Origin of the sequence: Pseudomonas sp. Irchel s3h14 (genome assembly GCF_900187425.1) — a bacterium.
Taxonomy (GTDB): domain Bacteria; phylum Pseudomonadota; class Gammaproteobacteria; order Pseudomonadales; family Pseudomonadaceae; genus Aquipseudomonas.
Window position 1 is genome coordinate 529361 of sequence record NZ_FYDJ01000002.1, and the last position, 14180, is coordinate 543540.

The window sequence follows — 14180 nt, forward strand, 5'->3', positions numbered from 1 at the left end:
GGAGTTAACCGCGATGGCTTTGCTTCAGCTGGAGCGCATCAGCGCACAGTACCCCGGCGCCGCCGAACCGGTACTGGCGGATATTTCCCTGAGTCTTGGGCCCCAGCAGTTGCTGGTCGCCCTCGGCCCGTCCGGCAGTGGCAAGACCTCGCTGTTGAACCTGATTGCCGGTTTCGTCGAGCCTAGCGCCGGGCGCATCACCCTTGATGGCGTGCCGGTCAAAGGCCCGAGCGCCGAACGCGGCGTGGTGTTCCAGGACGATGCCCTGCTGCCTTGGCAGGACGTGCTGGCCAACGTTGGCTTCGGTCTGGAACTGGCCGGCATTGCGCGGGAAAAACGTGAACTGCGCGCTCGGGAAATGCTCGCCTTGGTGGACCTTTCCGGTTTCGAAAACCGCCGAATCTGGCAACTCTCGGGCGGCCAGAAACAACGTGTCGGCCTGGCCCGTGCTCTGGCTGCTGATCCTCGGGTTTTGCTGATGGACGAACCCTTCGGCGCCCTCGATGCCTTCACCCGCGAACAGATGCAGGAGTTGCTGCTGCAAGTCTGGCAGCGCACCGCAAAACCGGTATTTCTGATTACTCACGACATCGAAGAAGCGGTGTTTCTCGCCACGGACCTGATTCTGCTGGCGCCGAATCCAGGGCAAATCGTAGAGCGCCTGAGCCTGGACTTCGGTCAGCGTTACGCTGCTGGCGAGTCGGCTCGATCGATCAAATCCGACCCGCGCTTTATCGAAACCCGCGAACACGTGCTCGCCAAAGTGTTCTCCCAACGTAGCGCCGTCCAGCGGCAGGAGCGCGCATGAGTACCTATGAAATTCCCGCCGCGACGGTGAAGTCGAGTTCGACGGTAATTGCGCTACGTCGCAGTTTGAACACGCGCTGGATCAGCGTACTGACGCTGGTCGCACTCGTTGCCATTTGGTGGGCCGTCACCGCCACAGGAATGATCGAACCGCTGTTCCTGCCGCCACCCTCCGCGGTGCTGCAAAAAGGCTGGCTGCTGGTGACCACCGGCTACATGGATTCAACGTTGTGGCAGCACTTGGGCGCGAGTCTCAGCCGAATCGGTCTGGGCCTGGGCTTCGCCGTGCTGACCGCCGTGCCGGTCGGCATCGCCATCGGCCACAACCGCATCGCTCGCGGCATTCTCGATCCGCTGATCGAGTTCTACCGCCCTATTCCACCGCTGGCTTATCTGCCGCTGATCGTGATCTGGTGCGGCATCGGTGAGCTGTCGAAAGTCTTGCTGATCTACCTCGCGATCTTCGCCCCGATCGCCATCGCTACGGCGACCGGCGTGCGCACCGTCGACCCGGCCAAATTGCGCGCGGCGCAGTCGTTGGGCGCGACCCGGGCGCAGTTGATTCGTCATGTGATTCTGCCGAGTGCGTTGCCGGACATTTTGACCGGTGTGCGCATTGGCTTGGGTGTGGGTTGGTCGACGCTGGTTGCCGCCGAATTGATCGCTGCCACCAGTGGTTTGGGGTTCATGGTGCAGTCGGCCGCGCAGTTCCTGGTCACCGATGTTGTGGTGCTGGGGATTCTGGTGATCGCACTGATCGCCTTCGCCATGGAGATGGGCTTGCGCGCCTTGCAACGCAAACTGGTGCCGTGGCATGGCCAGACGCACTAAGACGTTTTGATCGCACTGACTACGCCGGCAGATCGGCGCCCGGATTGAAGAGAAAGACCATGAGCAACCTGACCATCGTTCCCTTAAGCTACGCCCTCGGCGCACACATCAGCGGCGTCGACATCAGCCAGCCACTGAACCTGGAACAGCGCGACGTCATCGAGCAGGCGCTGCTCAAACATCAAGTGTTGTTCTTTCGCGATCAGCCGATCACACCTCAGCAACAGGCGCGTTTCGCCGCCAATTTCGGTGACCTGCACATACACCCGATTTACCCGAATGTGCCGGAACAACCGGAAGTGCTGATCCTCGACACCGCCGTCACCGACGTGCGCGACAACGCGATCTGGCACACCGACGTAACCTTCTTGCCGACGCCGGCCCTGGGCGCGGTGCTCAGCGCCAAGTTGTTGCCGGAGTTTGGTGGCGACACGCTGTGGGCCAGCGGTATCGCGGCGTATGAAGCACTGTCCGCGCCGATGAAGTCCTTGCTCGAAGGGCTGACCGCCACCCACGATTTCACTCGTTCGTTCCCGCTGGAGCGCTATGGCAACACGCCGCAAGCCTTGGCCCAGTGGGAAGAAGCGCGCAGGAAAAACCCGCCGCTGTCACACCCGGTGATTCGCACTCATCCGGTGAGCGGACGCCGGTCGTTGTTCGTCAATGAAGGCTTCACGTCGAAGCTCAATGAGCTGTCGGAAACCGAAAGTGAGGTAATTCTGAAGTTTCTGTTTGCCCACGCGACACGGCCGGAATTTACCATTCGCTGGCGTTGGCAGAAGGACGACGTGGCGTTTTGGGATAACCGCGTGACACAGCATTACGCCGTGGATGATTACCGGCCCGCGCGGCGGGTGATGCAGCGGGCGACGGTGTTGGGGGATGCGCCGTTCTTCCGGTAAGCCGATCTGATCGTTCCCACGCTCTGCGTGGGAATGCAGCCATGGACGCTCCGCGTCCACTGTGACGCGGAGCGTCACGGGAGGCATTCCCACGCGGAGCGTGGGAACGATCAGCGCTCGATTACTCAGCCGTCGAAGGCTTCTCCCAAAGATTGACCCCGCCCTCTTGGGCAAACCGGTCAATTTCCGCCAACTCCTCCGAGCTAAAGCTCAAATTCTTCAACGCCCCGACGTTCTCGATAATCTGCTCAGGCCGGCTCGCACCGATCAGCGCCGACGTCACGCGCGGATCGCGTAACGTCCACGCCAATGCCAGCTGCGCCAGGCTCTGACCGCGACGCTTGGCGATCTCATTCAGCGCACGCACATGAGCGATGTTGGCTTCGGACAGGTGCGCCGCCTGCAACGAAGCACCGCCCGGACGATTGACCCGCGCGTCCGCCGGCACACCATTCAGGTACTTGTCAGTCAACAACCCCTGAGCCAGCGGCGTAAACGCAATTACACCCGTACCGAGTTCGTCCGTGGTATCCAGCAAGTCTTTTTCCACCCAACGATTGAGCAGGTTGTAAGCCGGTTGGTGAATCAGCAACGGGACTTTCCACTCTTTCAGCAGCGCGGCCATTTCACGGGTTTTAACCCCCGAGTACGAGGAGATACCGATGTACAACGCCTTGCCTTGTTGTACCGCGGTGGCCAGTGCGCTGGCGGTTTCTTCCAGCGGCGTGTCCGGGTCGAAGCGGTGGGAATAGAAGATGTCCACGTAGTCCAGGCCCAGTCGCTGCAGGCTCTGATCGAGGCTGGCCAGCACGTATTTGCGCGAACCGCCGCCCTGACCATAAGGCCCGGCCCACATGTCCCAACCGGCCTTGCTGGAGATGATCAGCTCGTCGCGATACTGCTTGAAGTCTTCGCGCAATAAACGACCGAAATTGATCTCGGCGCTGCCATACGGCGGGCCGTAGTTGTTGGCCAGGTCGAAATGGTTGACGCCGAGATCAAACGCGGTACGCAGCAATGAACGCTGGGTGTCGATCGGCGTGCTGTCGCCGAAGTTGTGCCACAGGCCCAGGGACAGCGCCGGCAGCACCAGACCGCTGCGACCCACGCGGCGGTAAGGGATGGAGTCGTAGCGGTTTTCGGCAGCGGTGTAGGTCATCGAATCCTCTCTTGTCTGTCTTGAAGTTGGTATCGACTGCTTCGCAAGTTGCCCAGCATACGCCCAGACAAACGCCGATAAACCTCGAACTCGAGAAAATGCTGAAACGTTTCACATGTTTCATCTTTGCCGCCCGTTGATCGTTCCCACGCCCTGCGTAGGAGCGATCAACATTTACGCCGACAACTCACGCAGGGCAGCGGCAGCCAAAAAGCCAGACCGTGAGCTGTACCGCTGATCCCGCCTGACTGTTTGATCGATACGCTCAAGCAACTGCTCAGGCAGCGTGGCATTGAAGCGCACTGACTTGCCGAAGTAAGGCGTGATATCGAATTCAACCACCCCCCACACGCCGCCCGCGTAATCAGGGTTATCAAGATGAGCGTCGATCTCATGCACCTGCGGCAGTGGATCTCCATCGGCCACCAAGCCTTCGTAGTGCAACGACAACGCTTCCTTCACGTTTTCAAATGCCTGCGCCACAGTACCGCCTGCGGAGAAGCAACCCGGCACGTCCGGGATAATTACTCCGTATTCTGAGTCGGCATCCTTGTGCAGAACGACCGGGAATTTCATTTCGGTAAGTCCTTCCTGTGATGTGGCCCGCTCGGGGCTTTCGTATCCGGTGTCGGGGCTCATTTCAGACCCGCCTGTTTCAATATGCTGTTGATCGTTCCTTTTGGAAGATCCGAGTCCGGGTGCTTTATCGTCACCCTGCCTGGCTTGCACGGATGCTTGTACTGATGATGGCTGCCTTTCACGGCCACCAGATACCAACCATCCTCCTCGATCATCCTGATCATTTCCCGACTTCGCATCACCTTCGTCCTTGTGGGCAGCACCTGCTGCGCACACTACGCGACGAAGCTTCACGCCAATACACACCATACACACTCTGATAAATATTAGCCTATCGTGCAGAGGCCTGATTTCCCTATAGACCAGCGGCTACTGTGCCCCCGCAAACACTTCCCCCAGCCAATCCACAAACACCCGAACCCGTGGCGACATGTGTCGGTTGTGCGGATACAACACCGAAACCGGCATTGGTGGCGGAGGCGTGTCGATCAGGACTTCCTGCACCAAGCCCTGGGAAATCTGCGTGTCCATTCGGTAATGCGGGCACTGGATCAGGCCCAGCCCGGCAATCGCCGATGCCGCATAAATTTCCGCGCCGAACACTGAAAGCGCGCCATCGATAGCCACTTCCTTCAGTTCGCCATCCACCATGAATTCGAAGGGAAATAACTTGGCGGTCGTGCGCGAGACGTAGTTCAAGGCACGATGATGTTTCAGGTCGTCGAGGCTTTTCGGTTCGCCGTATTTGCGCAGGTACGCGGGGCTGGCGCAGGTGATTTGGCGCAGGTTGGCGACGCGGCGGCCGATCAGCCCGGAGTCGCCCAAGGTGCCGGCGCGCAGCACGCAGTCGACGCCTTCAGCGATCAGGTCGACAAAGCGGTCGGCCTCGCTGATGGACAGTTCGATGTCCGGGTAGCGCGCCATGAACTGCGGCAATGCCGGGATCACGAAGTGTTTGGCCAGCGTGCCATGCAAATCCACGCGCAACCGGCCCTTCGGTGCGACGCTACGAAATGCCAGTTCGGCTTCTTCCAGTTCCGCCAGCAGCTGCACGCAGCGCAGGTAGTACGCCTCGCCGTCCAGCGTAGGCCGCACCTTGCGGGTGCTTCGCTCCAGTAAACGTGTACCGAGCCAGGCTTCGAATTGATTCAGCGTGTGGGTCAGCGTCGCCCGCGGCAGGTTCAAGTCATCAGCCGCCAGCGTAAAGCTGCTGCGCTCATAGATCCGCACGAAAACCTTCATCGCTTTGACTTGATCCACGCGGGTCTCCTGGTGGTCGATTGTTGGCGATTCTTGAACAGTCAAGGCAACTCTCGTGCATTTATCGGCCTGAGTAAACATGTGAATCTGGCTTCACCCCAAGCCATCAACTTCAAGGAATCACCGCCATGACTACTCAAACTTCGAAAGTTGCCATCGTGACCGGCGCCTCCCGCGGCATCGGCGCGGTGATCGCCAAACAACTGGCCAAACAAGGTTTCGCCGTCGCCATCAACTACGCCAGCAGTGCCACCGAAGCTTCAAAACTGGTGGTCGAATTGCGTCAGGCCGGCCACCAGGCCATAGCGATCAAGGCGGATGTAGCGAACGCCGACGACGTACGCCGGATGTTCGACGAGACCGAAACGCAACTGGGCAAAGTCGATGTGCTGGTGAACAACGCCGGTATCCTCAAAGTCCTGCCGCTGGCGCAACACACGGATGAGCTGTTCGATCAGAACTTCAACATTCACGCTCGCGGCACGTTCAACACCCTGCGTGAAGCCGCCACTCGCCTGAACGCTGGCGGTCGGATCATCAACTTCTCCAGCAGCACCGTCGGCATGAACCTGCCGGGCTACGCGGTGTACATCGCCAGCAAAGCGGCGGTGGAATCCCTGACCCAGGTGTTCGCCAAGGAAATGCGCGGGCGCAGTATCACCGTCAATGCCGTGGCCCCCGGTCCGGTGGCTACCGACCTGTTTCTGCACGGCAAGAGCGAAGAGCAGATCCAGACCTTCGCCAAGATGGCCCCGCTGGAACGTCTGGCTCAGCCAGAAGACATCGCCCGCGTTGTGTCCTTCCTGGTCGGGCCGGATTCGGGTTGGGTCAACGGGCAAATCCTGCGCGTCAACGGCGGGTTGGTTTAACTATGCTCACTTGACACCGCAGCGCCCCTATCGCGAGCAGGCTCGCTCCCACAGGATTGCGACGACTTTTGATCGTTCCCACGCTCTGCGTGGGAATGCAGCCCGTGACGCTCCGCGTCACTGGACGCGGAGCGTCCCTTGAGGCATTCCCACGCGGAGCGTGGGAACGATCATTTACTCAGGAGTACACACCCATGCACACCACGATCATCATCACCTTCGGCCTGATCCTACTGGCGCTGATGCTGTTCATCGGCGAGAAAATCGGCTTCAGTCGCCAAGTCCTTGCCTTCAGCTTTGTCGTGCTGTGGCTGGCGCTGACGTTGATCAACGGCGCGGTCGGCATGGTCAATGCCGGCCAGCCGTTCAGCACGGAACTGGTGGTCGGCAGCGCCGTGTTCGGTGTACCGGTGGCGGCGCTGGTGTTGTTCATGGTGTTGACCACCGAGACGTGAGTGTTCGATCAACGCACCAAATGCAAGAACTGCAGGTGCCGTTCGTACTGATCAAGGATGTCGTTGATGATCTGCTCCTTGGTGTACCCCACCAGATCGTAATCCTGACTGCCCTCGCTCAAATGCACTTCGGCCCGGTAATAACGACGGTTGTTGAGTTCCTTGGAACCCATGCCGCCACGGGCAAACGACGGTGTGAAGTAGCCACGCATCTGCACCTGATAAATGAACGGACGCTCCTCGCCATGACCGATTTCCAGGCTGACGTTGTCGTTGGCCGGATCGGGCTGAGTGACCACGTTCAAGCCCTTCTCGATGAACACCGCCGAGACTTCTTCAATCGCCGGGCGCACCGTCGTATCGAGGAAGCGGTAGACCTCATCCCGTGACGGGAAATGCACGGCCTGACTCAGGCGTTGACGCCAGCCGCCACGCCGCGATCCGGACACCGGTGCCAGCGAATGCAGTTGCGCGATCTGCTTCTGCGACTCCAGGTAGAACGCCTTATGCAGCCCCCACATCATCAGCAGCAAGATCATCGAGAACGGCAACGAGGTCAGCACCACCGCTGACTTCAGCGCATCGATACTGCCGGAGAACAGCAGCGCACTGGTCACCAACGCGGTCATTGCACCCCAGAACACTCGCAGCCATTTTGGTCCGTCCTCGTCGGGATTGCCGCCCTTGGCGGACAGCGTCGACAGCACCACGGTGCCCGAGTCGGCGGAGGTGACGAAGAACACGAAGCTGATGAACACCGTGACCGCGATGACGGTTTTGCTCCACGGATAGGTTTCCAGCAGCAGGTAAAGGGTCATCGATGGATTATCGATGGCCGACATACCGAGCGCGCTCATGCCATGGTTGAGGACTTGATCGATGGCGCTGTTGCCGAAGATCGACATCCACGCGAGGGTGAAGCCGAGCGGAATCAACAGCACGCCGAAGACGAATTCGCGGATGGTCCGGCCACGGGAAATCCGTGCGATGAACAGGCCCACGAACGGCGACCATGCGATCCACCAGGCCCAGTAGAACACCGTCCAGCCGCCCAGCCAGTCGCTCGGTTTGTCGTAGGCGTACAGATCAAAACTCTTCATCGGCAACGCGCCGAGGTAGTCGCCGATGTTCTGGATCAAGGTGTTGAGCAGATGCTGGGTCGGGCCGGCAAACAACACGAACAGCAGCAGCGCGCAGGCCAGCAGCATGTTGATGTCGGACATCACGCGCACGCCTTTATCGACACCAGACACGGCAACGATGATCGCCGCGCCCATCATCAGCGTGATCAGGCCGACCTGAATCCACTGGGTGTGAGCGATGCCGAACAGGTAGTCCAGACCCGAGTTGAGGTGCAACACGCCAAAGCCCATGTCGGCACCGAGGCCGAACACCGTAGCGATGATGCCAAAGCCGTCCACCGCGTAACCAATCGGGCCGTTGATGCGCTTGCCGATCAGCGGATAGAGCGCCGAACGCAGGGCCAGCGGCAGGTTGTGACGGTAGGCAAAATAAGCCAGCGCCATGCCGACAAAGGCGAACACGCCCCAGCCGTGCAGGCCCCAGTGCAGAAACAGAATCTGCATCGCCTGACGCGCTGCATCCGCCGTGCCGGCTTCGCCTTGCGGCGGTTGCGCCAAGTGGGTCAGCGGTTCGGATACGCAAAAGAAAAACAGCGTGATGCTGATCCCGGCGGCGAACAGCATGCCGGCCCAGGACAGGTAACTGAATTCGGGTTCGTCGTGGTCGGCACCGAGCTTGATCTTGCCGTAGCCGGACAAGGCGGTGACCACCACGAAGACCAGATACAGGGTCATCGCGAGCATGTAGTACCAGCCGACCGTGTTGGCCGCCCAGTTTTGCGCTTCCAGAAGCCAGGCGCCGGCCTGTTCAGGCATGACGATGACAATGATGCCGAACAGCAAAATAAACGTCGCCGAGAAATAAAACACCGGCGGATTCATGCGGACCTGGCCGCTGGCGGGGGTGGGCGATGCACTCATGAAAGGTGCACCTCAAGGGGGTGAAACAGGCCAATCAATAACGGACTCGGCAAAGGCAAGCCTCCTGTTGTGAGCGGGCAGCAAACCGGCGGTTTAACTTGAATGAGCGTTCAAGTTAAACATGAATAGGGTGCTAAGGACTAATCGCAAGGCTCGGCGGCACTGTTCGTACGCTAGCTCAAGGATGGGTTTGAGGTAGGGTTATCGCGATCGTTCCCACGCTCTGCGTGGGAATGCAGCCCGTGACGCTCCGCGTCACATCGGTGCCAGACACTGCATCGGCGGCGGCCCTGGAACGCGGAGCGTCCCTTGAGGCATTCCCACGCGGGAGCGTGGGAACGATCAGTCACAGTAGAGATTTCCGGGCTTACTTCTGCGTCCCGTCATCATGCTGCAGATTCGCCTGAGTCAGGTTGCTCCCCGCCGGCACGCTGCGGGTCAGCCAGACATTGCCGCCAATGGTCGAGCCCTTGCCGATGGTGATCCGCCCCAGAATCGTCGCACCGGCATAGATCACCACGTCATCCTCGACGATCGGATGTCGCGGTTGCCCCTTCTGCAACTGACCGTCTTCATCCGCCGGGAAGCGCTTGGCGCCCAACGTCACGGCCTGATAAATCCGCACACGCTCGCCGATGATGGCGGTCTCGCCGATCACTACACCCGTCCCGTGATCGATGAAGAAGCTGCGGCCAATCTGCGCGCCAGGGTGAATATCGATGCCAGTGGCAGAGTGCGCGATTTCCGCGCTGATCCGTGCCAGCAGCGGCAATCCGGCGCGGTACAAATGATGGGCCAGGCGATGGTGAATCACCGCCAGAATCCCCGGATAGCACAGCAACACTTCATCAACACTGCGAGCCGCCGGATCGCCGTGATAGGCCGCCAGCACGTCGGTGTCGAGCAGGCTGCGCAGCCCCGGCAATGCGAGGGCGAAGTCCTGAATGATCTGAATAGTCTTGGCCTCGACTTCAGTGTCGGCCTGGGCACTGTGGCGAGCGGCGTAGCGCAATTCGAGTCGCGCCTGAGCCAGCAACGCGTTCAACGCAACGTCCAGCGTGTGGCCGACGTAGAAGTCTTCACTCTCCTCGCGCAAATCCACCGGGCCGAGACGCATCGGGAACAACGCGCCACAGAGGGCTTCGAGAATCTCTGCCATGGCCGCTCGGGAAGGCAACTCGCGACCACCCTGTTCGGTGCTGGCGCGACCATTTTGTACGCGCCACTGATCACGCGCCGTGCGCAGTTGGCTGACGATGGTCTGCAGTTGCCAATGACTGGAACGCTCGCTCACGGTAAAAACTCCTCACGGGCGGCCGGACTGTCTGGCCGCGTTAACCGCGATTACTTTACGGCATGGTCTGGAAGCCGAATTAAGAACCGATTGTGCTGTGCTCAGCACTTTTTGGCATAAGGCCGATTGGCAGTTGCCCCGCTAAATAGGCGTGCCTATAGTCCTGTCATCTCCCTCCGCCAGTACGGACCCCATGATCAAACAACAGCTTGCCCGCTTTAACCGTCTCGACCTGCTCGGTCATCCTACTGCCCTGGAAAAACTCGAACGCCTGTCGGCCTGGTTGGGCCGCGATGTGTACGTCAAGCGTGATGACCTGACGCCGCTGGCGATGGGCGGCAACAAGCTGCGCAAACTCGAATACCTGGCGGCCGATGCACTGGCACAAGGCGCCGACACCTTGATTACCGCTGGGGCGCTTCAGTCCAACCACGTGCGCCAGACTGCCGCCATTGCGGCCAAGCTTGGTCTGGGCTGCGTTGCGTTGCTGGAAAACCCTCTCGGCACCGACGACGCTAACTATGTCGGCAACGGCAATCGGCTGTTGCTGGACCTGTTCGATGCCAAGGTCGAGTTGGTGGAGAACCTCGACAACGCCGACGAACAACTGCAGGCCTTGGCCGATCGCCTACGCAACAACGGCAAGAAGCCGTATCTGGTGCCAATTGGTGGCTCCAATGCGTTGGGTGCTTTGGGTTATGTGCGTGCCGGGCTGGAATTGGCCGAGCAGATCAAGGACACCGGGCTGACATTCGCCGCCGTGGTTCTGGCTTCGGGCAGCGCCGGGACCCATAGCGGCCTGGCGTTGGCGTTGAGTGAAGCACTGCCGGATTTGCCAGTGATTGGCGTCACGGTTTCTCGCAGCGAAGAAGACCAACGCCCGAAAGTCCAAGGCCTCGCCGAGCGCACTGCCGAGCTGCTGGGCGTGAGCCTGCCAGCGAGTTTCAAGGTCGAATTGTGGGACGAGTATTTCGGCCCGCGCTACGGCGAACCGAATGCCGGGACGCTGGCCGCCGTGAAGCTGGTGGCGAGTCAGGAAGGTTTGCTGCTGGACCCGGTTTACACCGGCAAGGCCATGGCAGGTTTGCTCGATGGCATCGGCCGCCAGCGCTTCAATGACGGCCCGATCATCTTCCTGCACACCGGTGGGGCGCCGGCGTTGTTTGCCTACAAAGACTTTCTTTGAATGATCGTTCCCACGCTCTGCGTGGGAATGCAGCCCGTGACGCTCCGCGTCACTGGACGCGGAGCGTCCCTAGAGGCATTCCCACGCGGGAGCGTGGGAACGATCGCTTAGCTCAAAAACGAATAACAAAGTTGATATTTATTATTTTCCTATCTAAAAGCACCATCATATAGTCACGCCGCAGGCGAATTTGCAGCGAGACGCATACGATGCTTTAGGGCAGGATATTGCAGTCGTTCAAATCCCGAATTTGCCAACATTCCTAAAAGCGTCTTCATAAGAAAACACAGGGGCTTGTCATGAATTTTTCCGCACTACGACGAAATCTGCTGGTAGGTTCGCTGGGCCTGGCGCTGAGCGCCGGTCTGCTGGGGCAAGCGGTTGCCGGTGAGCAGCTGCAAAAAATCAAAGACGCTGGCGTGATCAACGTTGGCCTGGAAGGCACTTACCCACCGTTCAGTTTCGTCGACGCCGACGGCAAGCTGGCCGGCTTCGAAGTCGAGTTTTCCGAAGCCCTGGCCAAAGAGCTGGGCGTGAAGGTCAAACTGCAGCCGACCAAATGGGACGGCATCCTCGCAGCACTGGAATCCAAACGTCTGGACGCTGTGATCAACCAGGTGACCATCTCCGAAGAGCGCAAGAAGAAGTATGACTTCTCCGAGCCGTACACCGTTTCCGGGATTCAGGCGCTGACCCTGACCAAGAACAAAGACACCATCAAGACCGCCGCCGATCTGGCCGGCAAGAAAGTAGGCGTAGGTCTGGGCACCAACTACGAGCAGTGGGTGAAAGAGAATGTGCCGAAGGCTGACATCCGCACCTACGAAGATGATCCGACCAAGTTCCAGGATCTGCGCGTTGGCCGCATCGACGCCATTCTGATCGACCGCCTCGCCGCGCTGGAATACGCCAAGAAAGCCAAGGACACTGCCGCCGCCGGCGAAGCGTTCTCCCGCCAGGAAGCCGGCATCGCCCTGCGCAAAGGCGAGCCTGAGCTGCTGGCCGCGGTGAACAAAGCCATCGACAAGCTGCGTGCCGACGGTACGCTGAAAAAGCTTTCGGAAAAATACTTCAGCGCTGACGTCACTAAATAATGGAAGAAGCTTTCCAACTCGCGCTGGATTCCGCGCCCTTCCTGCTGAAGGGCGCGTACTACACGGTGATCTTGAGCCTGGGCGGGATGTTCTTCGGCCTGGTGATGGGCTTCGGCCTGGCATTGATGCGCCTGTCGCGCTTCAAACTGGTGAGCTGGATCGCCCGCATCTACGTGTCGTTCTTTCGCGGCACGCCGTTGCTGGTGCAACTGTTCGTGATCTATTACGGCTTGCCGCAATTGGGCATCGAACTTGATCCGCTGCCGGCGGCCCTGATCGGCTTCTCGCTGAACATGGCGGCCTATGCCTGCGAAATCCTCCGCGCCGCGATCAGCTCCATCGAGCGCGGTCAGTGGGAAGCCGCCGCGAGTATCGGTATGACCCGTGCGCAGACGCTGCGCCGGGCCATCCTGCCGCAAGCGATGCGCACGGCCCTGCCACCGCTGGGCAACAGCTTCATTTCGCTTGTGAAGGACACCGCGTTGGCAGCCACTATTCAGGTGCCGGAACTGTTCCGTCAGGCGCAGCTGATTACTGCCCGTACCTTTGAAATTTTCACCATGTACCTTGCCGCCGCGCTGATCTACTGGGTTCTGGCCACGGTGCTTTCGCACCTGCAGAACCAGTTGGAAGCACGGGTCAATCGGCACGACCTGGAGTCCTGACCCAATGATTGTCGTGGAAAAACTGACAAAGCAGTTCAAGGGTCAAGTGGTGCTCAACGGCATCGATCTGCAAGTGAAGGAAGGCGAGGTGGTGGCGATCATCGGGCCTAGCGGCTCGGGTAAAACCACGTTCCTGCGTTGCCTGAATTTCCTGGAAGAACCCACCAGCGGCCGGATCAAGGTCGGTGACATCGAGATCGATGGCAGCCGTCCGCTGAACCAGCAGCAAGGCCTGGTGCGACGTTTGCGCCAGCACGTGGGTTTCGTGTTCCAGAACTTCAACCTGTTCCCTCATCGCACCGCCCTGGAAAACGTCATCGAAGGCCCGATCATCGTAAAGAAGATCCCGCACGCCGAAGCCGTTGCCCTGGGTAAAAAGCTGATGGCCAGGGTCGGTCTGGCGGGCAAGGAAGACGCGTACCCGCGTCGCCTTTCCGGTGGTCAGCAACAGCGTGTGGCGATTGCCCGCGCGCTGGCGATGGAGCCGGAAGTGATTCTGTTCGACGAACCTACCTCAGCCCTCGACCCGGAGCTGGTGGGTGAAGTGCTGGCAACCATCCGCAGCCTCGCCGAAGAGCGACGCACCATGGTCATCGTCACCCACGAAATGGGCTTTGCCCGGGACGTGGCGAACCGCGTGGTGTTTTTCGACAAGGGTGTGATCGTCGAACAAGGCGAAGCCAAGGCGCTGTTTGCCAATCCAAAAGAAGAGCGGACGAAGCAGTTTCTCAGCAAGTTCCTGAATAACGCTCACCACTGAAACATCGCTTCACTACTTGTCAACTTCCATGGACGGAAGTGACAACCACCCCAACTAACAAAACCGCTCGATATATTATCTTCTCTTATTCATCCCACCGAACAATAGATAATTTTTTATTGCTGTGTGCGGTACATATATATGTCCTGCAACAGAATAACCTCGCCTAAAATTCGCCAAACCCAGCGCCCTCACCGAACCGGCCCTCCCCGTCAGCAACGCGCTGAAAGCCCATAAAACAAGGTCAAAGTCGACAGAGCGGTGCAGCTTATTAACTTCAATGCGTAGGATTTTTCTGAATAACACTAGATCCAAC

At 59.5% G+C, this 14180-nt stretch carries 15 protein-coding genes; 9 read left to right on the forward strand and 6 right to left on the reverse strand.

Going from position 1 to position 14180, the window contains the following annotated elements; genetic code table 11:
- Positions 1-13 precede the first annotated feature (13 nt).
- From tauB to tauD, 3 genes are read left to right on the forward strand one after another with little or no spacing between them, the layout of a single operon-like run.
- A complete protein-coding gene (tauB, locus tag CKW16_RS06050; RefSeq protein WP_046045496.1) occupies positions 14-808 on the forward strand; it encodes a taurine ABC transporter ATP-binding subunit in 795 nt (264 codons plus the stop codon).
- On the forward strand, positions 805-1638 hold the full coding sequence (tauC, locus tag CKW16_RS06055; protein ID WP_095127622.1) for a taurine ABC transporter permease TauC: 834 nt from the start codon (positions 805-807) through the stop codon (positions 1636-1638). Before tauB ends, tauC begins: the two co-directional genes overlap by 4 nt.
- Before the next feature lie 59 nt (positions 1639-1697).
- A complete protein-coding gene (gene tauD, locus CKW16_RS06060; RefSeq protein WP_095127623.1) occupies positions 1698-2540 on the forward strand; it encodes a taurine dioxygenase in 843 nt (280 codons plus the stop codon).
- Between the two features lie 121 nt (positions 2541-2661).
- Here the strand turns inward: tauD and mgrA are convergent, their stop codons facing one another.
- The 4 genes from mgrA to CKW16_RS06080 form a co-directional block, all read right to left on the reverse strand.
- Positions 2662-3699, reverse strand: coding sequence for an L-glyceraldehyde 3-phosphate reductase (gene mgrA, locus CKW16_RS06065; protein WP_095127624.1), 1038 nt, complete (start codon positions 3697-3699; stop codon positions 2662-2664).
- 174 nt (positions 3700-3873) lie between these two features.
- On the reverse strand, positions 3874-4338 hold the full coding sequence (locus CKW16_RS06070) for a type II toxin-antitoxin system HicB family antitoxin (protein WP_176471520.1): 465 nt from the start codon (positions 4336-4338) through the stop codon (positions 3874-3876).
- Complete coding sequence (locus CKW16_RS06075) at positions 4335-4517, reverse strand: type II toxin-antitoxin system HicA family toxin (protein WP_046045491.1); 183 nt, start codon at positions 4515-4517, stop codon at positions 4335-4337. Before CKW16_RS06075 ends, CKW16_RS06070 begins: the two co-directional genes overlap by 4 nt.
- A 130-nt stretch (positions 4518-4647) precedes the next feature.
- Entirely contained in the window at positions 4648-5538 is an 891-nt protein-coding gene (locus CKW16_RS06080) for a LysR family transcriptional regulator (RefSeq protein ID WP_095127625.1), read from the reverse strand.
- Positions 5539-5666: 128 nt separating this feature from the next.
- Here CKW16_RS06080 and CKW16_RS06085 point away from each other — a divergent pair, with 128 nt between their 5' ends.
- Together CKW16_RS06085 and CKW16_RS06090 are read left to right on the forward strand one after the other, a co-directional pair.
- The gene (locus CKW16_RS06085; protein ID WP_095127626.1) at positions 5667-6407 is read left to right on the forward strand and encodes an SDR family oxidoreductase; all 741 of its coding nucleotides are present in this window, start codon (positions 5667-5669) and stop codon (positions 6405-6407) included.
- A 194-nt stretch (positions 6408-6601) separates the two neighbouring features.
- Positions 6602-6862, forward strand: a complete 261-nt coding sequence (locus CKW16_RS06090) for a hypothetical protein (RefSeq protein WP_095127627.1) — start codon at positions 6602-6604, stop codon at positions 6860-6862.
- Positions 6863-6870: 8 nt separating this feature from the next.
- On the opposite strand, the gene betT is transcribed toward CKW16_RS06090, so the two are convergent.
- Together betT and epsC are read right to left on the reverse strand one after the other, a co-directional pair.
- A complete protein-coding gene (gene betT, locus CKW16_RS06095) occupies positions 6871-8826 on the reverse strand; it encodes a choline transporter BetT (protein WP_176471526.1) in 1956 nt (651 codons plus the stop codon).
- Positions 8827-9232: 406 nt separating this feature from the next.
- The gene (gene epsC / locus CKW16_RS06100; protein WP_046045486.1) at positions 9233-10159 is read right to left on the reverse strand and encodes a serine O-acetyltransferase EpsC; all 927 of its coding nucleotides are present in this window, start codon (positions 10157-10159) and stop codon (positions 9233-9235) included.
- A 193-nt stretch (positions 10160-10352) separates the two neighbouring features.
- On the opposite strand from epsC, the gene CKW16_RS06105 reads away from it, so the two are divergent.
- From CKW16_RS06105 to tcyN, 4 genes are all read left to right on the forward strand, one after another.
- Positions 10353-11345, forward strand: coding sequence for a D-cysteine desulfhydrase (locus CKW16_RS06105; RefSeq protein WP_095127629.1), 993 nt, complete (start codon positions 10353-10355; stop codon positions 11343-11345).
- 299 nt (positions 11346-11644) lie between these two features.
- Positions 11645-12439: a cystine ABC transporter substrate-binding protein gene (tcyJ, locus tag CKW16_RS06110; RefSeq protein ID WP_095127630.1), complete on the forward strand. Its 795-nt coding sequence runs from the start codon at positions 11645-11647 to the stop codon at positions 12437-12439.
- Entirely contained in the window at positions 12439-13104 is a 666-nt protein-coding gene (tcyL, locus tag CKW16_RS06115; RefSeq protein WP_008148276.1) for a cystine ABC transporter permease, read from the forward strand. Before tcyJ ends, tcyL begins: the two co-directional genes overlap by 1 nt.
- 4 nt (positions 13105-13108) lie before the next feature.
- The gene (tcyN, locus tag CKW16_RS06120) at positions 13109-13864 is read left to right on the forward strand and encodes an L-cystine ABC transporter ATP-binding protein TcyN (protein WP_095127632.1); all 756 of its coding nucleotides are present in this window, start codon (positions 13109-13111) and stop codon (positions 13862-13864) included.
- Positions 13865-14180: the final 316 nt, after the last annotated feature.

Excerpts from the sequence above, each read along its gene's own strand:
- CKW16_RS06070 (WP_176471520.1), bottom strand. The coding sequence starts at position 4,338 with ATGAGCCCCGACACCGGATACGAAAGCCCCGAGCGGGCCACATCACAG.
- tauB (WP_046045496.1), top strand. The coding sequence starts at position 14 with ATGGCTTTGCTTCAGCTGGAGCGCATCAGCGCACAGTACCCCGGCGCC.
- CKW16_RS06090 (WP_095127627.1), top strand. The coding sequence starts at position 6,602 with ATGCACACCACGATCATCATCACCTTCGGCCTGATCCTACTGGCGCTG.
- CKW16_RS06085 (WP_095127626.1), top strand. The coding sequence starts at position 5,667 with ATGACTACTCAAACTTCGAAAGTTGCCATCGTGACCGGCGCCTCCCGC.
- betT (WP_176471526.1), bottom strand. The coding sequence starts at position 8,826 with ATGAATCCGCCGGTGTTTTATTTCTCGGCGACGTTTATTTTGCTGTTC.
- CKW16_RS06105 (WP_095127629.1), top strand. The coding sequence starts at position 10,353 with ATGATCAAACAACAGCTTGCCCGCTTTAACCGTCTCGACCTGCTCGGT.
- tcyJ (WP_095127630.1), top strand. The coding sequence starts at position 11,645 with ATGAATTTTTCCGCACTACGACGAAATCTGCTGGTAGGTTCGCTGGGC.
- tcyL (WP_008148276.1), top strand. The coding sequence starts at position 12,439 with ATGGAAGAAGCTTTCCAACTCGCGCTGGATTCCGCGCCCTTCCTGCTG.
- CKW16_RS06075 (WP_046045491.1), bottom strand. The coding sequence starts at position 4,517 with ATGCGAAGTCGGGAAATGATCAGGATGATCGAGGAGGATGGTTGGTAT.
- tauD (WP_095127623.1), top strand. The coding sequence starts at position 1,698 with ATGAGCAACCTGACCATCGTTCCCTTAAGCTACGCCCTCGGCGCACAC.
- tauC (WP_095127622.1), top strand. The coding sequence starts at position 805 with ATGAGTACCTATGAAATTCCCGCCGCGACGGTGAAGTCGAGTTCGACG.
- tcyN (WP_095127632.1), top strand. The coding sequence starts at position 13,109 with ATGATTGTCGTGGAAAAACTGACAAAGCAGTTCAAGGGTCAAGTGGTG.
- mgrA (WP_095127624.1), bottom strand. The coding sequence starts at position 3,699 with ATGACCTACACCGCTGCCGAAAACCGCTACGACTCCATCCCTTACCGC.